This window comes from Holdemania sp. Marseille-P2844 (assembly GCF_900120005.1).
GTDB lineage: Bacteria > Bacillota_I > Bacilli_A > Erysipelotrichales > Erysipelotrichaceae > Holdemania.
This window is the reverse complement of the sequence record NZ_LT635448.1, coordinates 38,870-62,453: the sequence shown is the minus strand read 5'-3', so window position 1 is coordinate 62,453 and position 23,584 is coordinate 38,870. Positions and strand designations below refer to the sequence as shown.

The window sequence follows — 23,584 nt, the reverse complement described above, 5'->3', positions numbered from 1 at the left end:
ATCAGGGCAAAGCTTCAACAAAGATATTCAAGCGTTCCGTTCACCCTGTCTGTTGGTTCCATTTTCTTTTCCCGTATTTTTATCTCATTTCCTCGCGGCATTGTTTCATTTGATTAGAAAACGTCCGTTCTCCGGATCGAAAACGAACGTTTTTGAACTTTGTTCTGCTGACTTAATTTTTCACTGCCGGATTGAAATCAAGAGCGACCGTTTCTCTGACCTGTTCCCACACTTCACGCAGCCGCTGCGCCTGCCCGGTCAGATGCCACCACCCGGTCAGCGCTTCAAACCCGGTTGAAATCCGGTAGATCTGCACGTCGGTGTTTTTCGGAACACTGCCGCTTTTAAAGTTGCGCCCGCGCCGGAAGATTTCTTCTTCCTCCTCGTTCAGCGCTCCTGCGGCATGCAGCTGTTCATAAAAGCGGGCCTGCGCCTTGGCGCTGACAAATTTCACGCTCAGCCGCTGCAGATCCTTCGCCCGGCCATAGCCCAGCTCGACCAGATACTCCCGCACCAACAGCGACCAGACCGCGTCGCCGATATACGCCAGCGTACTTCCGGACAGCTCGTTAGGCTGCATTACATCAAACCTCTTTCAATCAGGATCACCCGTTTCTGATCTGCCTGGGCAAAATCTTTGGCCGCCTTGGCCGCGTTCCAATCCGCGAAGACCTGCTTATCCTCATCGCTCAGCACGACTTTCGGCAGCCGGATGCCCAGCACTTCCAGCATTTTTTCCAGGGCGCCGACTTCTGCGCCGACCTGATCCCATTGGATTTCCCGCTGGCGCAGCGCCTGATTCAGCTTCTTTACCGTTTCATAAATTTCAGCGTAGCCATTCGGGGTGTTGAGATCGTCGTTCATCGCGTCGATAAACCGGTTTACCGCTTCCCCGTCGCAGCCGGTTACCATAACACCGGCCAGCTGACTCTTGATATACGCCTGTTTCATCGGCGTTCTGACCTTGTCCAGTTCCTTGCGGGCGGTTTCGATCGTTTCATCCGAGAAGTTCAGTTCTCCGCGGTAATGCACGCTCAGCATCAGCCAGCGGACTAAATCCGCGCCCAGCTTTTCAATGACGTCCTTGGCCCAGGAGACGTTGCCCAGCGACTTCGACATTTTTTCGCCGTTGATATTGATCATCGCGTTGTGCAGCCAGTAATGCGCGATGGAATTGTGGAACAGCGCCTGCGACTGGGCGACTTCGTTTTCATGATGCGGGAAGCGCAAATCCATTCCGCCGCCGTGAATGTCGATCTGATCGCCAAATTCCTTGTGGATCATAACGACGCATTCCGTATGCCAGCCCGGCCGTCCTTCGCCCCACGGCGACTGCCACTTGATGCCCATATCGGTTTCTTTCCACAAAGCAAAGTCCAGCGGATTTTCCTTTTTTGTGTTTTCCTCAATCCGCGCCCCGACCTGCAGGTCTTCCAGGTTCTGTTTCGAAAAGCTTCCATAGGAAGGCACGCTGCCGACGCGGAAATACACGTCCCCGCCGACTTGATAAGCATGACCGGTTTTGACCAGTTCGTCGATGAAATGAATAATTTCATCCATGGTTTCCGTCACCCGGGGGGTCGCGAACAACGGTTCCGTGTTCAGGCTTTCCCGGACTTTCTGATAGGCTTCGATATAGCGGGCGGACACAACGCCTTCCGCTACGTTTTCCTCATGCGCTTTTTTAATAATCTTATCATCGACGTCCGTGTAATTGGACACATATTTAACCGTGTATCCCTGTGCTTCAAATAAACGGCGCAGCGTATCGAAGACGATGATCGGGCGGGCGTTGCCGATATGCGCGTGGTTATACACCGTCGGCCCGCAGACATACATGCTGACCTCATTCGGTTTGATTGGCTTGAATTCTTCAATTTTCCCCGACAGGGTGTTGTAAAGACGAATACTCATCACTTTTTCCTCCTTGGTTTTACTTTCATTTCACTGCCTTTGTTCTGCGCTTTCCACATTGTTGGCAAACAGGTTCTCCACACTGCCAACAAGATGATTTCTCCACAAAAAAAGCATCTCTGATTTAAAAGACGCTTGAAGCGCGGTTCCACTTTTATTGAACAGAAATGATCTGTCCCGCTCGTTCTTCCGTTAACGCCGGCTGCGTCCGCCCTACTGGATTTCAGGCTGGCCCTCCAAGAGGCATTCGTCCGCCTGCTCCCTGGTCTTTTCACCGGCCAGACCTTCTCTTGACAGAGCGTTTGCGGATTACTCGTTCTTGTCTTCGGTTTTTTTGTTCTTTTTTATTCTACCACTTTTTACTCAGAATTTCTTTCTTTTTCATCTCATATTCCGCGGAAGATTTTTTTTAATTGTTCCGCCGGATCCGCGGCCGAGTTCAATCGGGAATCGTCCGTCGTCTCCGTCACAATCTCATGTTCCGCAATACCGCCGCGCTTCAGTGCGATCAGTCCGTAAAGAATACTGGCGATCCCTCCAATCAAGCCAAATGCGGTGAAGAACAGAGCCGGATTCATGGAAGGTCCGCCAAATCCCATCCCCATTCCGCCATCCAGATGAAGCAGGTTTGGGACAAAAAGTCCAAACAAGATCAACGCGATACCGGAGATAATATTGCTTATCGCGCTGGAACGGGTTGTGCGAATCTCTGTTTTTCTTCTCATTGCCGCCACCTCCCGACCCTTCTGGTCTGCGTTTTTATCTTTATTTTCAGTATATCACAATCCCGCTGAATCAGCCATGTTCGACGTCGGATCCCTCGCATCAATCCTGCAGACTGACTGAATATCAATTTCTTCTCTATGGAGTTTTACTAAACCTCAAAAGTAATTTTACATTTTCCATTTTCTCAGGAGGCTTTTTTGAATTTTACGCAATATTAAAGATGTAGGGTCTTTGATAAAGCGGCTGCCCGTCCTGGATGGATCTTTCTTTTGATTCATTTGTTTTTCGAGCTTGTTTTTTGCAGCTCTGGAAAGGAGGGGCTTTCTATGAATTTTTTCATGGAACTTTTGTCTTCTTTAACGATAAGGGACATTCTGGCGGTTGCCCAGCTTTTGACAACCAGCTTGGACTGCATCTTAAAAATTATAGAACTCAAAAGAAATTAGATAATAAAAAACAAGAGTTTTTTGCGTGAATTTGAAAAATCTCAAAATCTCAAAAAACATCAATACAAAAAGATTGAATCTCTTCAACTTTTTGTAATTTGAGATATAATATAGGTGGTTAGCTGGTGAACACAGTACCCGTCTTGCACATCCCATGGATTGTGCGAATTAGCTTGGTGATACAAGCTACCTTGGCAGCTTTCGACTTTAGTGGGGTTGATTGTTGCCTTTTCTTTTGATAGAAAGCGTTAATGGGATTCTCTTTCCTTGATCGTATACTACAGGTTACCGCTAAATATAAAATGCATCTTAATCGTTTATTCCCTTTTTTGGAAATCGATAAATGATAGCCTTCTATGTCCCCTGATTCTGCTCTGTTGGGATCATTCCCCACATAGGCCACCATTGCACCTCTGGTTTTGAATTTGCTTATATCGCCAAACTCTGCGATGATTCTTGATGCCAGATTGGGACCGATACCATCAATACTTAAAATAATAGAGTAGTAGGGCGTTGCTTTCGCAAGCTCTATAATTTTATCGAGCTTCGCCTCTGCCTCTTCCATCGTATCCTGGAGATGATGAATGTCATCGACCAACACCGCAACCCAAGCATCCTCTTTATCACAGCCCGGATACGTTTTGTTCGCAAACTCAATCACCTTCTCTGCCGTTTTCAAACAAACTTCAAAACTATGATCAGTGTGCTTATTCAGTTTTTTTGCCACTTTCTCTGGCTGCTTGTTCTTCAACCTATCGGGATGGGGATACATTTCCAGTAACTGCAGCGAGATTTGACTGTATCCGTCTTGAAAGAGCTTCATATAGCCTGGAAACACGATACTCAGGTGACTTTGAAAGGTGACTTTATACTTTCTTAAATGAACAAGACAGTCTTCATATACACGATTGGCAGTACGCAATTCATGATAGAGATCCGCTTCTTTTTCATTCTCTCGGAGCTCTTTAATATAATAGACTTCCGCGATGGATTCTGGGTCTTTTTTATCTGTTTTCTTATTATGTATTTCTGTTTTCCTTTGTTTCGCTGACTGTAACGGCGAGATGGAGTATTGTTTGATTTCGTTCTTTTCTAAAAATCTTTCTAATGGCTTCGTATACACGCCGGTTGCTTCATAGACCGCAACCACTTCTTCGTTTGTTTTCTTCTCCAGTTCTTCTATTTTTGATTTTAAGAAGTTAAAGCCTTCTACGGTGTGAGAAATCCGATGCACCTTTCCCATTTTAGTGCCTCTTTGTGTAAAACATTGGAAGTGACTGTTTCCGTTGGATACATCAATACTAACGATAGGCCCTTTCATTGACAAAACCTCCTTTCACAAATAAGAGAGAGAATACTTCCATATTCAATTCAACTTTGTTTCGTAAGAAATCCAGACGATTCCACTCTTGTGGCGGATGCCTTTTTAGATTTAAACAAGCTTATGAATTTGAATAGGAAGAATGGCATTTTCTTTTACGAACTAGATTGTTCCAAAAAGTGCCAAGCCATTTCTTCTCTATGAGCTTCTCAACTTAGGTTGGCCCACAAAAGAAAAGAAGCTAAGAATATTATATCCTAACTTCTGATACCCTTGATGAGATACTAAGATTAACTGAACATCACCTGTATGATTTCTTCTCAATTTCAATATTTTATACTCATCTAATTCTATTTCGAGTAGGATACTTTATTCCTACTTTTATAATACGAAAAAGTGCCGCATCCCACAAAGATACTCGGCACTTATCTATCCACCGCTTCCCTTCAATGAAGAGATAGCGAACGATGGGTATCGCTTTCTCAAGCGTCCCTACACTTATAGTATATTCCATTCCTGAGTTATTTCAAGGTTTTTTATCAATTTGTTTTTTGCCCCCGATTATTCTTAATTGCCCGCTGGATCCGCTACGCTGTTTTGTTATCCTTGATCGCGCCCTTGCGCCATTTCAGCTGCAGCTTTTCAATCCAGCCCGTCTTATAACGCAGCGACAGGTAGCCGACAAAGGACATGATCAACGCTCCCAGACAGTCGACGATCAGATCCTTCATCGTGTCCAATAACGCCGCCCGGCCGATCAGCTGCGTTCCGTTTTCCAACATGAACTTCTGCATATTCAGACGCAGGATACCGTCAAAGGTAAATTCATAGATTTCCCAGAAGACGCCCAACGTTACCGCGAAGCAGAACGCGAAGACCGCAACAAAGACCGGCGACAGGTTCATCGGAATCTTTTCCGACTTATTTAAGATCGTGACGAAGGAAAAGCCCAGTGCCCCCAGCATTCCGCCGCTGAAGGTATGCAGGATCGTATCCCAATGCGGTACATTGTAATAAAACGCCCGCACCTCGCCCAGATAAATCGCACAGTACAGAAAGACCGCGTATAACAGAAGCATGTTGCTGGGAATCTGGATCTGAATTTTATGCTCGATAAAATCCGGCAGCCGCATTGCGACAACCCCCAGAATGCACTGCACCAGCATCAGCAGATAATCGCTCTTCACACGGACATCTTCGGCGACAGCCTCGGAAGGCGACAAGGCGATCCGGATGATCAGGAAGATCACCGACAGGATCATCGTGACGAAGACAAAGTTATAGATAAATGAATTCCAATTAAATTTCTTCTTCATAGCGTTTCCTCTTTTCAAACATAGCTTCTATTTTAATCACGACGCAGGCGACTTGCAATCTTTTCCCTCTGTTTTGCAGTAAATTATTGTTCATTTTCAACCATTTTATCCTGTTTAAAACAAGCTGCGCACAAAAAAATCAGAAATCAAAGACCTGTCTGCGGCAGATTGGATTCCTGATTTTCAAATTCAGTTTAATTGGACGACGATTCTGCCGCAGGTTCCTTACTGCGGCGGCGACGGGTGGCTTTCTTCTTTTCTTCCAGCATCGTATTGAAATTGACGATGCCGTTTCTTGCGGTTTCTTCCAGCGTCTCCATTGAAATTTCACCGCCCATGCGCATGCCCAGGCATTCCATGACCATTGGCAGATTCATGCCGGTCAGCACCGTAACCTGTTCGTTCAGCACAAATGCCGACTGATTGCACGGCGTACCGCCTAGTAAATCCGCAAAGACCAGAACACCTTCTCCGGTGTCGACCTCCTTGACCGCTTCCTGCAGCCGTGTGCGGAAATCCTCCGGATCATCCTGCGTATTCAAAACGACCGCTTTCATCTGCGGAATGTTTTCGCCGAAAAAGATCTCCGCTGTTTTCAACATTCCTTCGGCCAGAGGGCCGTGGCTGATTAACAAAATACCTTTCATCTCTACCTCCCGGCAGTCTGTTTTTCATTCGGCTGCCTGTATTTTCCTTGATTATTCCTTCATCTTTATTCCGATTCTGATCCTGCGGTTTTCCCGGGGCTTTGTGCTTCAGGCATTGTCCGCCGTTTAATCATTCATCTGGATCAGCCAGCCGATCAACCCGACTGCGGCCCGAATCTGATCGCTGTCCATCTGCACGTCGAACTTGCCGCCCGGCATTTCGCAGGTCATTGTGGCAGGATCCGCCGTGCTGATCAGAATGCCGCTGTCCCAACTGCGGATCAGGCTGTCGTCTGGTTCCGCCGCTGCCTGAACGACAGTTTCCGGCCAGGCTTGTGCGCAAAGCTCACAGAGCTTCGCTTCCTTCCCTTTTAAAATGACGCACAGCGCTTTTTCCCGGCCGAGCTGATTCAAATAAACCAATCGGGCCTGCGGGAAGTGCTCGCGCAGCTGCTGCAACCCCAGCTCCGTCCCGGTTTCTTCCAGAAAGCAGAACGCAACCGGCTGATGGCGGTAAGTGCGGGCGCATTCCAGCATCGCGAACAACGCCGCGTTCTTTCCGGCATTGCCCGCCGTCTGTCGCCGGCCCAAGCCGAAAGCAATTAGAAAAATCAGAGCCGCAAGGATGAAGAAATACCAGCGCCCGTCTTCCTTAGTTCCCGCGATGCACAGCAGCACGCCCATCACAGCCAGCAGCACGCTCAGCACCAACGTCACCGTCAGATTATCCAGTTGATTTTTCCGGTTCGCCGATTGATCAAGCAGCCGCTGCCGGCCGGGGATCATTCGGGCTTCACGCAGATTGAAATCCGCCGCCACAATCAGGCGGGCATGCTCCGGATCGCCGCCGATCAGCTGCTGCCCATGAATGCCCTTTTTCCCGATCAACGCCGTGCGGTAGCCCAGCGTTCCCAACATTTCGCTTAACTGCAGCAGCGTGCGCTTTTTCTGACCTGCGCTCTTGCGCCGCGCCATCCGCTGACATAACGTCAGCAGGCGTTCCTTCATATTCTCCTGTACATCCATCGCGTTTCTTTCCTTTCCCGGTGAGAAAAGGCCGACGAATACGGTCGGCCCTGCAAGCTAAAACTTTACGAGATCATGAACCATTTTTTTGTTATATTCCGGTGAAATCTGATGCGTGAGCAGAACACCATGATCTTCCAGAAAACGGAATGCTTCTTTATCTTTATCGTCGACAAACAAGCAAGCTTCCGCTTTGACCTTATTTTCATTGTCTTTGGCGTACATGCCGCTGATGACGATCTCGTTCATGGAATAGCCGAGTTTAACTAATTCCACAGCGTCAAAGATCTCTTTGAAAACAACCATCACGCGGTAGTCTTCCAGCTCATCGCCGGTTAGTAAATCATACGCATCCTGCGGGGAAACCGCATCGACTTCGGCATTGAGCGCCGCCAATTCCAGCAGCATGACCTGGGTCGGATCGTTCGCCGTTTTCTCGTTGATCACCACAAATTCCTCGATGTTCAGCGCACGCGCAAAGTTACTGACCTGTCCATGCAGCATTCTTCCGTCCAGCCGATACTGAATAACTGCCATATCTTATTTCTCCTTTCAAATCGTAGTGAATTCCGCCCTTGTTTTTCTATTTTATGATCACAGAATCAGGGAAATAATCAGCGAGAAGACGAAGATCAAACCGACCAGCTTCAATGAAGAAACGTTCTTCTTATACAGCCAAGCCAGACAGATCGTCAGCGCCAACGGCGCCAGACCCGGGATGATGTTGTCCAATTCCTGCTGAATGTTCAAGACGTAATCGCCGATCTGAATCGCGCTGGTCAGCTTGAAGCCGACCCAGGAAGGAATCAGCGCGCCGACCGCGGTCATGCCCAGGATCGTGGCGCTTTCCATCAAGCGGTCCAGAATTCCAGATTTGTTCATATCGCGGATAACCTTCATACCATTTTTATAGGTGTAGAAGAATCCAAAATAGGAAATTCCAAAGTAGTACGCGTTGCCTAAGACAAAGAACAGGATTGCGCCGAAGATCGAGCCGTTCATCGCGAAGCCGGCAGCCAGCGCGCCGATGATCGCTTCAACGGTCGCCCGCAGCGAATCGCCGATGCCGGCCAGCGGTCCCATTAAGGACGCCTTGATCGTATTGACGGATTCTTCCAGCGCCGTGCGTTCCTCGCCGTACGGCATATTGGCGATCTGTTCTTCCTGCGCGCAGTTCATGCCGAGCGTGAAGCCCATCCATTCCGGCGTCGTGTTGTAGAACGCCATGTGGCGCTTAGCCGCAGAAATCTGATCTTCTTTGTTTGGATATAATTTTTTAAGAACCGGAGCCAGCGCCGAGAAATACTGCAGCGTCTGGAAACGTTCGTAGTTGATCGTGACCATCGGGAAGCAGGCGAATCGTAAGAAGACGCCCATCAATTCTTTGCGTTCCAGCGAAATGATCTTGTTATCGTTGACAGGCTGTTCCATTCTGTTTTCCGTCATTAGATCGCACCTCCTTTTCTCCGTTTACCCTGCGGACCGAAGAAGAAGACAAAGATTGCCATCGAAACGCCCAGCAGCGCGATCGCCAGCAGCGAGCCGCCGAAAACGGCGCACATTACGAAACCGACGATAAAGAACGGAATGTATTTGACTTTGTACATCATCGCCAGCAGCATGCCGAAGCCTAACGCCGGAAGCATACCGGTAGCGGCTGTCAGCCATTCAGAGATCCACACCGGCATATTTTCGTTGACCATGGTAACAAAGCTGGAGCCGAAGTAAATGCACAGGAAGACCGGGATGAATTCCGTAATGAAGAACACCAGCGAGCCGACCAGCTGCAGCCGGGTCATCTTCTTGTAATCCGCCGTTTCCGCGTACTTATCCGCAATATGCATCAACGGTGTGTTGATCGTCCAGGCGGCCATCCGGCCCAGCTGACCCATAACGGAAACCGGAACCGCGATCGCAATCGCCGTTTCCATTTCCACGCCCGTAATAATGCACAGCGCCGTCGTTACCGTCGTCGCTGTCGTCGCATTGACCGGAATCGCTGCGCCGACGCCCTGCACGCCCATGTAAACCAGTGTTAAGGTACCGCCGATAATAATGCCCGTTCTTAAATCCCCCAAAATAAGACCGACCAAAGCGCCGCAGACGACCGGTTTGGTAGTCTGTAAGTTGACGAAGCCATAGTTTGTCCATCCAAAGAATGCACACACAACAGAAACAAATAAAGCATATCCTAGTCCAATATTCATATTGTACCTCCTCTCTAGGATTTTCCTTTATTCCTGCCCTCTCTTTTTGTTTTCCCAACCTCCTCTACTATTCAATTCAGCAGGCAGTCCCACCATGCCTACTTCTTGATATAATCCGCAAATCGTTTTGTAATGCTCATCGGATTGGTAATCGCCGTGCCCACGACAATCACATCCGCGCCGCATTCAAACGCCTTTTTCGCTTCTTCGCGCGTCCAGATCCGACCTTCAGCATTGATGAAAATATTTGGGAATTCTCTGCGGACCTGCTCGATCAGATCAAAATCCGCGCCCAGTGCATAGCGATCCAGACTGTCCTCGGTATACCCGGACAACGTCGTCGAGATGATATCCGCACCGGCTTCCACACTGCGGCGGGCGTCGTTGATCGTGGCGATATCCGCCATGACGACCTGATCCGGATACTTTTCCTTAATCTCGCGGATCAGCTCATAGGCTTTGCGTCCGTTGCAGTTATTGCGGTCGGTGCCGTCCACCGCGATGATGTCGCTGCCGATCTCCCGCAGGACTTCGACTTCCTTCATCGTTGGAGTGATATACACGTCGCAGCCTTCCGTGACGACTTTCCAGATTCCGATCATGACTTTATCCGGGAAAGCTTCTTTGATCATCCGCACATTCTCCGGCCGATTCGCCCGGAAACCCGCACAGCCGCCGATCGCGGCAGCCTTCGCCATTCTTGTCATTTCCTCTGGCGGATTGAACGGATTTTCTTCCTCGTTGGCTTGACAGGAAACGATCAGTTTTCCTCGAATCTGTTGAAAAATTTCCTCTTTATTCATAACTGCTCCTCTCTCTTTTCGTGTCCGCAAAGGTACACCTTTATAAAACTTATGCAAGAGAGCGCGGAACAGAACTAAAACAGGTAAAATTTAAATTATTTATTCACCAACTTCTTCCACCGAGGGGGTATTTTATTTAGTTCCGATTTGAAAACGCTTGCGTTCTGAAATGATGATGTTATAATAAAACCATGAAAGCGCTTTTATAAAGGTGTACCTTTATAAACGGCAGACAATTTCAGCTATTCAAGGGAGGGGATAGCTGTTTTTGTCTTTCGTGCCAAACGTTTGTCAAGGAGGAATTAAAAACGTGAATTATGGCTATGCGCGAGTATCTTCTCGAAGTCAGAATCTGGATCGCCAGATTGAAGAATTAAAGGCTTTCGGCTTGACGGAATCGCAGCTTTATATTGATCAGCAGAGCGGCAAGGATTTTGACCGTCAGGCTTACCGTCAGTTAAAAGAAGTTCTGCGGCCGCAGGATTTATTAGTGATCAAAAGTATCGACCGGCTGGGCCGCAATTATCAGGCCATTCTGGAGGAATGGGCGGATTTGACCAAACGCCGGGACGTTCAGATTGTCGTGCTGGACATGCCGCTATTGGATACCCGCAGCCGCCCGGATAACCTCGTCGGCTGTTTCATCAGCGATCTGGTGCTCCAGATTCTCAGCTTTGTCGCGGAGAATGAGCGGATCAACATTAAGACCCGTCAGGCGGAAGGGATCCGGATCGCGAAGGAAAAGGGTAAGCACTTAGGCCGCCCCCGCTACATCCCGCCGGAAAACTTCAGCCTTGTGGCCGCCCGTTATCTGCGGCATGAATGCACGCTGCAGCAGGCTTTAGATCAGCTGCAAATCAAAAAAAGTACGTTTTATAAATACATCCGGAACCTCGATGCAGTATAATGAAGTTAACAAATGGATTGAACAGCGGACGCCGTTGTGAATCATAGAAAGAGGATTGTTATGAAATACAGAGAAAAAGGGAAAATCCCGGCGCGGACTTCCTTGCTGGGCTTCGGCTGCATGCGTTTCCCCGTCAACGAAGATGGAAAAATCAATCGCCCGGAAACGATGAAAATGCTCGACTACGCCTACGAACATGGCGTCAACTATATCGACACCGCCTATCCGTACCACAACTTTGAAAGCGAGGAAGTCGTCGGCCAGTGGGTCGCCACCAAACCCCGCGGCAGCTTCTACCTGGTCACGAAATCACCAACCTGGATGTGCAAGGACATCGCCGATTTCGATCGGATTTTAGAGGAACAGCTGACCAAGCTGCAGACCTCCTACATCGACTTTTATCTGCTTCACGCCTTAAGCCGCGAGCGGTGGGAGCACATCAAGGAAATGAATCTGCTTCCGCATCTGAAATCCGTGCTGGACAGCGGCAAGGTTCGCCGGATCGGCTTCTCGTTCCACGACGATTATGAGGTCTTTGAGGAAATCCTCAACGCTTACGACTGGGACTTCTGCCAGATTCAATTCAATTATATGGACACCGAGATTCAGGCGGGATTGCGCGGCTACGGGCTGGCAAAAGCCAAAAATATCCCGATGACGATCATGGAGCCGGTCAAGGGCGGCATGTTAGCGAACGTTCCGGAGGAAATCCAGGCGGAATTCCGGCGCGTCCATCCGGATTGGAGCGACGCTTCCTGGGCACTGCGCTGGGTCGGCGGCCACGACAACGTGCAGACCGTGCTTTCCGGCATGAGCACGATGGAGCAGGTCATCGACAACGTCAAGACGTTCAGCGAAATTGAACCGCTGAACACAGAAGAACAAGCGACCATCGAACAGGCTCGCCAGCTGTTCCAGGCCCGGATTCAGGTGCCGTGCACCGGCTGCCGCTATTGCATGCCATGTCCGTTCGGCCTGGACATTCCGAAAAACTTCCGGCTGTTAAATACCGCTCACGTCTACAATGTCCACGCGGCCCAAAAGGAAAGCTACGACGCGCTGGACGTCACCGCGAAAGCATCCCATTGTCAGAAATGCGGCGCATGCAAAACCAAGTGTCCGCAGCACATCGACATCCCGACGGAAATGGAAAAAGTCGTGCGGGAATTTGAAAAATAAGCTCAGCGTTAAGGCGGAGGCGTTCCGGATTCTATCCCGGATCAAGTCCGCCTTTTTCTTTTACCCGGAGTGCGTTATAATGAGAAAGGAAAAACAAGAAAGAGGAAAATACCATGAGTCTTTTAGGGATCTCTCTCTACCCGCATCTGCAGTCAGAAGCGGTGATGAAACAACAATTAAACCTGGCCGTTACGCTCGGTTACAGCCAGGTCTATACAACCGTCCAATCGCCCCAGGCCTGGAACGGACCGACACAGTTAAAGCCGCCGTTTCAATGGCTGATCGGTGAATGCCGGAAGCTGGGGCTGACGCTGCATGTCGACATTAATCGACGCGTCATGGAACAGGTCGGCGCCCAACCGGACGATTTATCGCCATTTGTCCGTCTTGGCATCCGGATCATCCGTTTGGATTTCGGCTTTGAGGAAGATCACGAGCTGGTCGCGCAGATGACCTGTAACGAGGATGGCGTATTGATTGAAGACAACGCGTCGATGCAGGCGGAACCGATCAATCGGATCAAGGCGATCCAGCGCCATGGCAACCTTGAAAATTACATCGCCGTGCATAATTTTTTCCCGCATCCGGACACCGGCATGTCGTTTACCGACACGTTTAAAAACGCGAAGCTGTTTAAAGCCTGCGGCATCCGTACCGGGGTATTCATCAACTCGCTGGACGCCGACAACCTGTTATTCCGGTATGGCCGCGGGTTATGCACGGTGGAAAATCACCGCTACAAACCGGCTTATTTAAGTGTTGGGGAACTGACGGCAACCGGGATGTTCGATTACATCTTTTTCGGCGATGGCAATCCTTCCCGCACCGAAATGGAACAGGTTCAGGAAATCGTACATCATCATTGCGTTTCCGTTCCAGTCTACTTTAATTCCCGACTGGATGATGAGCTGCGTCAGAAGCTCTTGAACGTGGTTCTGAAATCCCGCAGCGATCAGCCGGAATTCATCCTGCGCGCCACGCAGACCCGCGGCTTGGGGCATGTCCCAGCTCATCCGGGATCGGATCGCGATAAACTGTGTATCACCCTCGATAACGAATTATCCGGCAAATATGAAGGCGAATTGCAGATTGCCTTAAAAAGCATGCCGGGCGTGGAATATGCCACGGTGATCGGACAGGTGGATATGTTAGCGGAAAATCTGATCTCGCTGATCCGTTATGGCAAGGTTGCCTTCCGGTTAGTGGAAGCAGAAAAGATCCAGAATGCGACTGTGGGTCAGGAACAGACGCATCAGGAGTAATTTCCCAGGCAATATGGAACAAGGCCCCGCTTTCCCTGTCGGACAGTTCCCGCGGATGGCGCTGACCTTCGCCTTTCACTCGCCAAGACTTCCGGTTTACGGATGCTTTAAAAACTACGCAAGCAGCTCTCAGGAACACTCTGAAGCTGCTTTTTTCTGTTCCTTGTTCATGAAATAGAGCAGAATAGACAAAGAAAAAGAATGCTTGAAATGACAGTGGATAACGCTGAGAAAGCAGCTAGAACACGAAAAAACCGCAATCCGGCAGGGACAGCTTGTCCTCCATACCGATTGCGGTTTATTAAATTTTTACAATGCGATGCGATAGCGCAGCCGCAGCCGTTCTTTGCCTGTCAGCGATTTCCGGTTGGCGTAAATCTGTTCGATCACAGAAATCAGGACGCGTTGTTCATGGGGCTGCAGCGACTCTTGAGCATAGATCAGCTTTTCAATCAACGCCTGCGCCCGCAGAATATCCGCTTCCGCGATCCCCGGCAGTTTCTGATTCAGCCTCCATGCGGTAAGCTCAGCTTTCCAGCCAGGCTGATAAGGAACTGCCAGAGCTTTCATCAAGCTGCCGATCAGCTTGTACAATATTTCATCCCGCGCCGAAGCGTCTTTCCAACGCCGCCGCCAGCGGCTTATCCGCAGCTGACGCCGGACTTCCAGCACGATCAGCAAGAACAGAACAAAATCGCACAAAAGCAGGATTGCTCCAAGAACACCGCTGACTGGCGAAAGCAGCGGCGTCTGGGGTTCGGTTGGTTGGGAAGCGAGATCGTCCAACAGCTCGCCCGGATCTTCCGAGTCCTTCAAGGCTGCCGTCATTTCAATATCCTGCGGTTGTTCCGCCATCTGCAGCAATGCAAATGTATCGTAATAACAGCCGGGAGTTACATCGACAGGAATCCAACCCAAGCCATCCAGATACACCTCGCACCAGGCATGGCTGTCCTGAGCGGTCAGCTCTGCGATCCCCCCGGCGCTGATCTGTTCTCTGGTCAGCCGGTAGCCTTCCGCGTAACGGGCTGGAATTCCCATAACACGAAAAGCCATGACGGCCGCAGAGGCGTACTGCACTGCATTGCCGGTTCGGCTCTCGCTTAAAAACCAGCGGACCGGATCCGCTGACTGCGGCGTTTGCGGCGGTGTTTCGGCATATTGAACCTGCTTTTCCAGAATATCCCGAATTCGCGTCACAGCCTCATAAATTCCCGGAGAGCTCATCGGTTCCTTGAGAAACAAAGTGCGGATCAGCGACTCAGTTTCCGCATCGACATCCAGATAATTCTGATAGACAAAACTACGGTAGACGGCTTCAGCCTGAATGTATTGACGCTGCGCATCCGTTTGAGGTGCTTTTATCCAATCCGGGGCGTGAAGCAGTTCGCCCGGCTGATCGCCAGACCATTCGACAAACTCCCCATGCCGAAAACCCAACAGAGCGTTGGCATGATAGCCCATATCCAGCCAGCTGCGGACTGAACCTGTTATAGTGTCTGCTTCCACTGAATAAGGAAAGTAGGAATATTTCCGATTTGCGCCGTGATTGGCCACTTCTATCCGATTTGCCTGCAGCGGGGTATCCGGATCCAGCCTCAACGTTGCGGCTGACTGCGCCCCGACGGGGAAGTTCTCCATTTCCAGCCACTTTAACATGCCTTCATTGCTTCCGGCATAGGCCGCTTTCTTCAGCGCCAGCCACCGGCCCCCTTCATACCGGCCGCCAATATAGCCGCGCAGATAAAAGGTTTTCAGCTGCTCCGTCGTAACCGTCAGCGTCGCTCCTTCCCCGCTTAATAAACGATCCGCTTTCCAAACATCGCCCTGCGGCAGGGAATCCCCACCATAGCGCAGCGTATCCAGATTGGCAAAGAGATCCTTCCGCAGCCGCGTCATTTCCATTAATTCCTGATTCTTTCCGATGAATGTCAGAAGCAGCGCGCTGATCACGCCAAGCCAGAGCCAGCGTTTTCCCACAGACGCCGCGTTGACCCATTGAAGCCAGAGAGCTGCAATCCCCGCCAGCATCAGCACCATCGCCCAGGAAGACACACAGCGTAACCGCAGCCCGGGCATCATCAGAAGCAGAACGGTCAGTCCCATCCGGCCCGGATGGCTGCGCCATGTCCAGATCAGAATCGCAAATCCGCTCATCAAGACGGTGAAAAAGATCGAATAAGAGAAACGTGTTAACAAGGGATTAGCCAGAATATTCCGGGCGTCCTCCTCATAGACATTCCAGGCCTGAATCAGGCCATTCACGCACGCCACCAGTCCGGAAACCAGCCATGGCAAAAGAAGCAGCGTCAATCCCAGCCATGCCAGCCACAGGCTTCGGCAAAGCCGCAGCCGGCTGGTTTTCGTCAATCCCGCCTGCAATCCAAGCAGCGCGGCGCCAACCAGCCACGGACCCCAAAGGCCGCTGACTGGTCTTGCGCAGATCACAGCCAGCTGGGCGGCAAAACCGGCAAGCAGAAGAAAACCCGCGATAATCTCCATCGCGTAAACAATTTCTCTTTCGGTTTTCTTCCGACGCCCTTTTTCACTCATGCTCTCTCTCCTAAATCATCAACTGCACGGCTGCGTTGTCCAATGCGGACAGCGGCAGCTCAATCTGTTGGCAGCGCCCTTTTTCACTCATGTGGATCGTCTGTTGATCCGCTCTGACAGTAATCGCCGTCACGTCCAGCTGCGGATCCAGCGAATTCAGCATCCGCGGGAAATCCCCGGCCGTCACATAAATCATCTTATTGTATTGCTTCCAATCCCCCAGGCCCGCGAACAAGCGCAGGCCATTGCCCGGACTTGAAGGCAGACGCAGATGAATCCAGAATGCCGCCAGCTGAGCGCCGTCCTGAACTGAACGTACCGGTTTTGACGCCAGCTGATTTTCTGCCGCAAACACCGCCTGATGACCTACACCCTGTTCGATCAGCTTCTGACTGAACGATAACGCCAGTTCCACGACAGCGGAAAGCACTGTCGGCTCCTGATTTTCCAGACTGGCGTCCAACATCAAAATCGTATCGTAGTGACTTGTATCACTGGCTTCCTTGACGACCATCGTATCGAGCTTACTGGAAAGCTTCCAGTGGATTTGACGGATATCGTCCTGCGGTTGATAATCGCGCAGATCGAACACCTCGCTGGGATCGCTGCCTTTGCGGTTTTCATAGACGGTTTCCCCTTCCAGAATCCCATGCGGCATCTTTGTGATCTTTAACTGGACCGGCACTGACTGCGGATAAACCGTCAGGCTCTGGCTGGACAGCGGAGGCAATCGGAAAGCGCACAGACCGAACAGATCGCTGACCCACAGCGCCTGACAGCTCATTGAATATTCGCCGCAGCAATCCGGAATCCACTCGACCGCGGCCTCCCGTTTCTTATCCAGCGCAAAAACCGCGGATTGTTCTTGAATTTGTCCAATCAGATGATTTTCAACCGTCAGCTGAACATGCAGCTGGCCGGCGGCCAACAGGGGAAAACGATTGACGATTATGCGATAGAACGTTTTTTCTCCCCGCAAAATGCTGCCATCCAGACAGACCTCAAAGCGCATCCGTTTGACATCCAGAAATAACAAGATCGCCAGGACCGCCGGTAAACTCAGTCCCAGAAGCAGGATCAGAAACACAAGCCGGCTGCTGAAAAACCACGTCAGAAGCAGACAGGTCATTAAGAAAACGACGTAAGCACGCCGGCTTTTCTTCATGCCCGGGCGCCTCCCGGTTTCTGCGGCGGCGCAATTTCATCCAGGACCGCATTCATCAAAGCCTTCGGCATAATTCCTTCTACCCTGGCCTGCGGACGTAAAATCAGACGATGCGCACAGACGTCGTTAAACACAGCGCGGACATCCTGCGGCAGCGCATAATTGCGGTCCATTAATACCGCATGGGCTTTGGTCATCTGCGTCAGCGCCAAAACACCGCGCGGACTCACGCCCAGCTCAATCGCCGGCAGCTCGCGCGTCCGTTCGCACAGGCGGATCAGATAATGCAGCACATCGTCATGAATCCGAACGGAAGTCAGATAATTCTGCACCTCGCGGATATTCTAGCGGGATGCGATTTTCTGGATCTCATCGAGCGGGTTCACATAACGGCGGGCTTTGAGAATCCGCACCTGATCCTCCGTTGCCGGATAACCGATCGAAAGCCGTACCATGAAACGGTCCATCTGCGATTCCGGCAGCGGCTGCGTGCCGGTCGTTCCCAACGGATTCTGCGTTGCGATGCAGATAAACGGATCAGGCAGCCGATGCGTCGCACCATCAACGGTGACGCGATGTTCCTCCATGGCTTCCAACAGCGCGGATTGTGTCTTCGGCGACGTCCGGTTGATTTCGTCTGCTAACAAAAGGTTGCAGGCAGCCGCGCCTTCACGGTATTCAAATTGATTCGTCTGGCGGTTGAACATGCTGAAACCAGTGATATCGGAGGGCAGCGTGTCCGGCGTAAACTGAACTCGTTGATAATCCAGCCCCAGCGCTTTGGAAAAAGCCAGGGCCAGCGTTGTTTTTCCCACGCCCGGGCAATCTTCCAACAGGATATGGCCGCCGGCATAGATCGTCATCAGCACCTTGCGGATGATTTCATCTTTCCCGGTAAACGCTTTGGAAACTTCGCGGATAATTTGTTCCGATTGTTCAATAATCATGACTGTCCCTCCTGTGTCTGCGGTATTGCCTCTGATGGCGGCGTTGCTTCAATCGACGGCGGGATGACCGCCGGGTCATTGTTCTCTATTGCTTTGGGCGGAATCGAATCCGGTGCGGCCGTTGATTCCGGAATGGGCGCTGTTACCTCAGGAGTCGGAATTGCCGGATCCCATTCTGGCGCAGATTCTATTTCCGGAGAAGGTTCGGGACTGAGGGACGCCGCGGGCTCCATCAAAGAGGTCGCAGACCGTTGTCCCCCAAACAGCTGCCAGGCTCGCCGCTCGCCCTCATCCAGTTCCCCGGCAGTCATTTCATCCGGACTTCCATAGCCCATTAATTGTGTTTTCCACTGGTCGACATACGTTTGCGTCCAGGCTGGATCGGTCAATGTGACATGGAAATCTTCCGGCAGCGCGTCGCCGAAATAAAATGGCATTGCGTAGCTCGGCACGACCAGCGTCGGCGGCTGCGGATTGTGAAAAATCACTTCGCTCAACTGAGTGCATCCATAGAAAACTTCAGTTCCCAACGCCGTCAGACTGGCGGGCAGATCAATGGTTTTCAACGCCGTATTGGCAAAAGCCGCTGTGCTGATCATGTCGATCGCGCTGTCCTGTGCAAATTCAACTGTCGCCAGCGAGACGCATCCTTCAAATGCAGAATCTTCTATCTGCGTCAGAGAGCTGCCGGTAAAGCGGACAGCTTCCAGATTCACACAATTCGAAAAGGAACGGATTCCAATATACTCCAGACCTTCCGGCAAGATGAACGTTCCGGAGTACCCTGAATTTTCAAACGCGGAATCCATGATCCAGGTCAGTTCTTCTCCATTTGTTAAGGTAAACGGATTGGCGCAGTCTTTAAACGCCGCCTCGTCGATCCCCCGCGTATGCGGAAGCAGCGGAATTTCGCCTGCCGCATTCCAGGTAGACTGCAGAACTGCCAGTGCCTGGGGATCCAGATCTTCGCCCCAGCCATACAACAAGCCCGTCTCCCCGACCTGTTCCAGAGAATAATGATGATTTGCGTAATGGAAACTATAGGGATATTCATAGTTGAAATAGGTATCTTCCGGCGCGAACCCCGGTATTGAAGGCTGATAGTCATTGACAAATTCCGCATGACCGGCATTGAATGCTGCAAAATGCAGTTTGGGTGCGCCTTCCAGCGCCTGATCCTGCACGGTGATTGCGGTCGGATTCAAGCTGACCAGTCCTTCCAGCTTAAGACAGTCGGCAAAAGCATGCCTGCCGATCGCTTCCACGCTTTCCGGAATCTCCGCTGCAAACAGCGCAGCGTTGCCGGCAAAGGCCCGGCTGCCAATTCGGGTAATTCCCTGCGGCCAGTCCCCGGCGCTTAAGAATGTCGGACACTTTTCCGCGCTTAACAGAATCCGTTCCTGGTCCAGCGTCAGAATTTCAAAGTTGCCTTCCGCTTTGACGCTCAGCTCTGCGGCGGTCCGCAGCATCTGCGGCTGCTTCTCCAGCAGTGCTGCCCAGCGGCTGCGATAGCTCTCCGCCTGAGCTTCGCTGACCCAGGCGCTGACCGCGGTCAGATCCGTAAAGCTGTCCGGCTGAATTTCCGGCGCTTCGCCCAGACATACGATCTGCGGAATATTCGCGGTTATACTCGCGGAATCCAACTGGCTTACACTTGCGGGCAGCAGAAGCAGTTCCACGTTTTCCAGATTTTCCAAGGCGCCTGGCAGAATTTCAACGACGCCCTCAGGAATTCTTACAATCCCCTCAGCGCTGGCAAGCATGCTTAACAGCTGCGTACCGTCTTCCGAAAGCAGCGCTTCACCTTCAACCCGATACCGAATCGCCTGGCCATCGTCGCGGACCAGCTGATTATCGGCAAGCTGACTGCCCCAGCGGGACAAATACCGCCACTCCGTTCCCGAAGGCACTACAATTTCCGCGCCGTGAAGCTGGCTCAGATCCATTTCCACCGGCTGATCAGAGGTCAGAATCAGCCGCTGAATATGATTTCCCGTCGTAAGTTCTACCGCCTCGACTTGCTCGTCCAGCGTTATTTCCGTGCGGGATAACGGGATCTGAAGCAGGCGGGTTTTCGCTTTGTTGTAAAGCAGACCATCTTCTGAACTCAGATACGGATTTCCCGCATCCACGCTCCAGGCAAAGCGCGGCGTCAGTTTCTGATTGCTGATTTTATACACGGACTTCGGCAATGAAACCGTATCGACGGAAGCCGAAAGATCAACCCACTGCACGCCTTCTGACACGCTCAGCTGTTCTGCCGGTTGGACAAGTCCGGTCAGCGTTTGCACATATTCCAAATAGGCAAAAGAATTTTCATCAAAATCCTGCTGCCAAGATATTTCCTGATTGGCGTCCAACTCTGCCAGCGGCAGCGGAACAAGCACCTGCCGGCCGGCATGATCCGGGACAAACAACGGATTGACCGCAGTTTTCCCATCCAGCGACCAGCCTAAGAATAAGGTCTTCAGCGGGCCTTCCTGCGGCAGCATGGAGTGATAATAATGAATCAGATTGATCTTCTGGCCCGGACTGTAGGTAGTCAGATAATCGCCCGCCTGCCAGTTTTGAACAAAAATCTTATAGGACTGGATCGTATAGTCGACCGTGATCGTCTGCCAGGGACTTTGCGGATTCCGCCGGATCCGGAACGCTACTGTAAAGTCCTCAAGCGCGACCGGCGGATAATCGCCAATTTCAAAATTTTCGCCATAAGCTTCAATCCGGTAGATCTCGCCGCCCTCAAAAATATAAAAATTCGCAGCACATAACAATTTCCAGTCGTCCAATACCGCGCCATAATAAATCAGGCTGAGATCTCCTTCATAGACGTTGACTTCGAGTTTCTGATCGCTTCCCTGCGAAATTCCCTCTTCCGGAAACGGCTTTGTACCCCAGAGTTCAAAGATGTCCGGCGGCAGCTCAGGCACCGGATCGGGATCGACAACCGGCTCAGGTTCCGGTTTATGGTCAGGCACACTTCCGCCTTGATGACCGCCATCGGGCTTAACGATTACATGCTCGCTGTCCGGATCGATCACAATCTGCGCGCCTTGCCCTTCCCCGCCGATGACCAGCTGATGAGCGTCGTTCGCTTCCGTTTTCTGCAGCGTATCGGCAACCCCGGGATTCTGTTTTGGTTTCTGCGTATTCTCAGCGTCCGGATCCTGCTTTAAAAGATCGTTATCATTTTCACCGCCTGCCTGTGTGCCAAGCTGTTCCTGATCGGAGAACTGAATTGGGTTCTCCTGAAATTGTTCGTTCAGCGAAATCCGGGAAGGATCAAACAGGCTGCCGGCCTGATAGATTTTCCACAGTGCCAAACCGGCGATGATCCCCGCCGCGATGCCGACAACCGTCAGCCCGATTCGCAATCTTATTTGTTTTTTATCGTTCATAGGTAATCCCTCGTTTTCAGCGCATCAGCCAGTGTTTTCTGCATTTCTTCAAAATTGATCGGCTTGGAAAAATGTCCATTCATCCCGGCTTCCAGCGAAGCGCGCTGATCCTCGACAAAAGCGTCGGCGGAAAGAGCGTAAATCAAAATCTGGCGGGCATCCTCGCGGGGTAAAGCGCGGATGGTCCGGGCCGCCGTTCTTCCATCCATCACCGGCATCTGGATATCCATTAAAATTGCGTCGTACGTATGCGGTTCATGACTTTCAAACATCGCGACCGCCTGCGCGCCGTCCCGGGCAATATCCAGCGATGCTCCTGCCATTTCAAGCATGCTTTCGGCAATTTCCGCATTGATTTCATTATCTTCAGCCATCAGGAAGTGCCGCCCCTGCAGCGAGGTGGTTCCGGAAGCGGCTGCCGGCGATGGCACACGTCTGGTTTTCACGGTCTGATCCGCGGCGATCGGCAGGTTCAGCAGGACTGTAAAATCCGTACCCTGTCCCGGCGTCGTATCAACGACAATTTCGCCGCCCATCAGCTGTACAAGCTGATCAGTAATCGCCATCCCCAGACCCGAGCCGCCGTATTTTTTCGTAACTTCCGTGCTTTCCTGTTCAAATGGATGAAACAGATGGCTGATAAACTCCGGATCCATGCCGATTCCCGTATCATGGACGCGAATTAAAAGATCCAGCCGGCCGTTTAAGCGCTGCATCTGACGGAAGGTTACGCGGATTTCCCCCTGCTCGGTAAATTTTACGGCATTGGAGATAAAATTGATTACCACCTGCGAAATTCGCAGTTCATCGCCGATTAAATTATGCACGTCAAAATCCAGCAACTCGACAATAAACTGCACGCCTTTGTTCTCCACATTTTTCTGAAACAGACTGCGCAGCTTTTCCGCTAAATCCTGAATGTCGAATTCTTTTTCTTCCAGCTCGATCCGCCCGGCTTCAATGCGCGACATGTCGAGAATATCGTTGATCAGTGAAAGCATATACTGAACTAATTCTTCTGCTTTGTGCAGATAAACGATGGCCGGCGCGTTTTCGTCGAGCGCATGGTGAGCCAGCGTCAGCATGCCGACAATGCCGTTCATCGGCGTGCGGATTTCATGACTCATCTTGGACAGGAACGTCGTTTTCGACTGGCTGGCGGCCTCGGCTTCTTCCAGCTGAACTTCCAATGCCCGCATCGTTTCATGATTTTCCGTCCAGTCTTCAAACAGAAAGATGTCAGCCGTCTGATCCTCGCTGCGCTGTACCGTCAACCGCAGCCACCGATTGGAATTTACTGTCTGAAATTGCTGATGGAGCAGCGCAGTCCCGTCCCAATTCTGGTAACGTTTTAAAAAAGCCCGGCTTTCCGCAGGATCGCCAATGTCCATCAGCTTTCGAATATCGCTCTTCAGCTCTGAAAATGAAAGTCCCGTAAGCGCGCTGAGACCGCTGGACGCCGCCAGCGGCATCTTGTCGCTTAAACGCAGCGTCAGCAGCGCCGCTTTCGTTTGTTTTAAAAGCAGAGCGTCGCCCTGATTCCGGGCTGAGGTTTCGATCTTGTCCTGCTTTTGCTTCGCCTGTAAGCGCTGCCATACAGACAACAGAAAAAGTGCGGCCAGCAGCTCCGCAAGAAAAAATAATCCCAGCATCAAGGCTGGCTCAAGCTTTGTCAAAAGCGTCCCCATCGTCATCTTACCCTCTTTCGGCAAGTAAATTGTTATCGTTTTCATTTTAACATCATTCCTTAAAGAAGTATAGAAAAGC

At 51.0% G+C, this 23,584-nt stretch carries 21 protein-coding genes and 1 other annotated feature; of the genes, 4 read left to right on the top strand and 17 right to left on the bottom strand.

Annotated features, from left to right (window positions below; all coding sequences use genetic code 11):
• Positions 1-172 precede the first annotated feature (172 nt).
• From BQ7364_RS01140 to BQ7364_RS01130, 3 genes are all read right to left on the bottom strand, one after another.
• Positions 173-580, bottom strand: a complete 408-nt coding sequence (locus BQ7364_RS01140; RefSeq protein ID WP_072683002.1) for a Mini-ribonuclease 3 — start codon at positions 578-580, stop codon at positions 173-175.
• Positions 580-1,908, bottom strand: coding sequence for a cysteine--tRNA ligase (cysS, locus tag BQ7364_RS01135; protein ID WP_072683279.1), 1,329 nt, complete (start codon positions 1,906-1,908; stop codon positions 580-582). The genes BQ7364_RS01140 and cysS overlap by 1 nt, the downstream gene beginning before the upstream one ends.
• Before the next feature lie 130 nt (positions 1,909-2,038).
• Positions 2,039-2,249 (bottom strand) — a binding site (T-box leader).
• A gap of 51 nt (positions 2,250-2,300) precedes the next feature.
• Positions 2,301-2,639, bottom strand: a complete 339-nt coding sequence (locus tag BQ7364_RS01130) for a hypothetical protein (RefSeq protein ID WP_072683001.1) — start codon at positions 2,637-2,639, stop codon at positions 2,301-2,303.
• A 257-nt stretch (positions 2,640-2,896) separates the two neighbouring features.
• Between BQ7364_RS01130 and BQ7364_RS17625 the strand changes: the two genes are divergently transcribed.
• Positions 2,897-3,115 carry a hypothetical protein gene (locus BQ7364_RS17625; RefSeq protein ID WP_139248528.1) on the top strand — a complete coding sequence of 73 codons (219 nt, stop codon included), beginning with the start codon at positions 2,897-2,899 and terminating at the stop codon, positions 3,113-3,115.
• An 89-nt stretch (positions 3,116-3,204) separates the two neighbouring features.
• Here the strand turns inward: BQ7364_RS17625 and BQ7364_RS01125 are convergent, their stop codons facing one another.
• The 8 genes from BQ7364_RS01125 to BQ7364_RS01090 all read right to left on the bottom strand — a co-directional run bounded on the left by BQ7364_RS01125 (position 3,205) and on the right by BQ7364_RS01090 (position 10,406).
• Positions 3,205-4,407 (bottom strand): IS110 family RNA-guided transposase, encoded by a 1,203-nt coding sequence (locus tag BQ7364_RS01125; protein ID WP_072683000.1) that lies wholly within the window; start codon positions 4,405-4,407, stop codon positions 3,205-3,207.
• Between the two features lie 587 nt (positions 4,408-4,994).
• Complete coding sequence (locus BQ7364_RS01120) at positions 4,995-5,723, bottom strand: DUF2238 domain-containing protein (protein WP_072682999.1); 729 nt, start codon at positions 5,721-5,723, stop codon at positions 4,995-4,997.
• A 194-nt stretch (positions 5,724-5,917) separates the two neighbouring features.
• Positions 5,918-6,370, bottom strand: a complete 453-nt coding sequence (locus BQ7364_RS01115; RefSeq protein WP_072682998.1) for a PTS sugar transporter subunit IIA — start codon at positions 6,368-6,370, stop codon at positions 5,918-5,920.
• A 126-nt stretch (positions 6,371-6,496) separates the two neighbouring features.
• A complete protein-coding gene (locus BQ7364_RS01110) occupies positions 6,497-7,396 on the bottom strand; it encodes a hypothetical protein (RefSeq protein ID WP_072682997.1) in 900 nt (299 codons plus the stop codon).
• 57 nt (positions 7,397-7,453) lie between these two features.
• A complete protein-coding gene (locus tag BQ7364_RS01105; protein ID WP_072682996.1) occupies positions 7,454-7,933 on the bottom strand; it encodes a PTS sugar transporter subunit IIB in 480 nt (159 codons plus the stop codon).
• Between the two features lie 57 nt (positions 7,934-7,990).
• A complete protein-coding gene (locus tag BQ7364_RS01100) occupies positions 7,991-8,842 on the bottom strand; it encodes a PTS system mannose/fructose/sorbose family transporter subunit IID (protein WP_072682995.1) in 852 nt (283 codons plus the stop codon).
• On the bottom strand, positions 8,842-9,603 hold the full coding sequence (locus BQ7364_RS01095) for a PTS mannose/fructose/sorbose/N-acetylgalactosamine transporter subunit IIC (RefSeq protein ID WP_006057367.1): 762 nt from the start codon (positions 9,601-9,603) through the stop codon (positions 8,842-8,844). Before BQ7364_RS01095 ends, BQ7364_RS01100 begins: the two co-directional genes overlap by 1 nt.
• A gap of 98 nt (positions 9,604-9,701) precedes the next feature.
• Positions 9,702-10,406, bottom strand: a complete 705-nt coding sequence (locus tag BQ7364_RS01090) for an N-acetylmannosamine-6-phosphate 2-epimerase (protein ID WP_072682994.1) — start codon at positions 10,404-10,406, stop codon at positions 9,702-9,704.
• A 310-nt stretch (positions 10,407-10,716) separates the two neighbouring features.
• On the opposite strand from BQ7364_RS01090, the gene BQ7364_RS01085 reads away from it, so the two are divergent.
• From BQ7364_RS01085 to BQ7364_RS01075, 3 genes are all read left to right on the top strand, one after another.
• On the top strand, positions 10,717-11,313 hold the full coding sequence (locus BQ7364_RS01085) for a recombinase family protein (protein WP_072682993.1): 597 nt from the start codon (positions 10,717-10,719) through the stop codon (positions 11,311-11,313).
• A gap of 60 nt (positions 11,314-11,373) precedes the next feature.
• Entirely contained in the window at positions 11,374-12,492 is a 1,119-nt protein-coding gene (locus BQ7364_RS01080; protein ID WP_072682992.1) for an aldo/keto reductase, read from the top strand.
• Positions 12,493-12,605: 113 nt separating this feature from the next.
• Positions 12,606-13,754 (top strand): MupG family TIM beta-alpha barrel fold protein, encoded by a 1,149-nt coding sequence (locus BQ7364_RS01075; RefSeq protein ID WP_072682991.1) that lies wholly within the window; start codon positions 12,606-12,608, stop codon positions 13,752-13,754.
• A gap of 309 nt (positions 13,755-14,063) precedes the next feature.
• On the opposite strand, the gene BQ7364_RS01070 is transcribed toward BQ7364_RS01075, so the two are convergent.
• From BQ7364_RS01070 to BQ7364_RS01050, 6 genes are read right to left on the bottom strand one after another with little or no spacing between them, the layout of a single operon-like run.
• Entirely contained in the window at positions 14,064-16,307 is a 2,244-nt protein-coding gene (locus BQ7364_RS01070; RefSeq protein WP_072682990.1) for a transglutaminase-like domain-containing protein, read from the bottom strand.
• 10 nt (positions 16,308-16,317) lie between these two features.
• Positions 16,318-17,472 carry a DUF58 domain-containing protein gene (locus tag BQ7364_RS01065; RefSeq protein ID WP_072682989.1) on the bottom strand — a complete coding sequence of 385 codons (1,155 nt, stop codon included), beginning with the start codon at positions 17,470-17,472 and terminating at the stop codon, positions 16,318-16,320.
• Positions 17,469-17,804 (bottom strand): AAA family ATPase, encoded by a 336-nt coding sequence (locus tag BQ7364_RS18280; RefSeq protein ID WP_234973132.1) that lies wholly within the window; start codon positions 17,802-17,804, stop codon positions 17,469-17,471. The genes BQ7364_RS01065 and BQ7364_RS18280 overlap by 4 nt, the downstream gene beginning before the upstream one ends.
• A 12-nt stretch (positions 17,805-17,816) precedes the next feature.
• Positions 17,817-18,419 carry an AAA family ATPase gene (locus tag BQ7364_RS18275; RefSeq protein WP_234973131.1) on the bottom strand — a complete coding sequence of 201 codons (603 nt, stop codon included), beginning with the start codon at positions 18,417-18,419 and terminating at the stop codon, positions 17,817-17,819.
• Positions 18,416-21,817 carry a leucine-rich repeat domain-containing protein gene (locus BQ7364_RS01055; RefSeq protein WP_072682988.1) on the bottom strand — a complete coding sequence of 1,134 codons (3,402 nt, stop codon included), beginning with the start codon at positions 21,815-21,817 and terminating at the stop codon, positions 18,416-18,418. Before BQ7364_RS01055 ends, BQ7364_RS18275 begins: the two co-directional genes overlap by 4 nt.
• Entirely contained in the window at positions 21,814-23,550 is a 1,737-nt protein-coding gene (locus BQ7364_RS01050; protein ID WP_083538333.1) for an ATP-binding protein, read from the bottom strand. The genes BQ7364_RS01055 and BQ7364_RS01050 overlap by 4 nt, the downstream gene beginning before the upstream one ends.
• Positions 23,551-23,584: the final 34 nt, after the last annotated feature.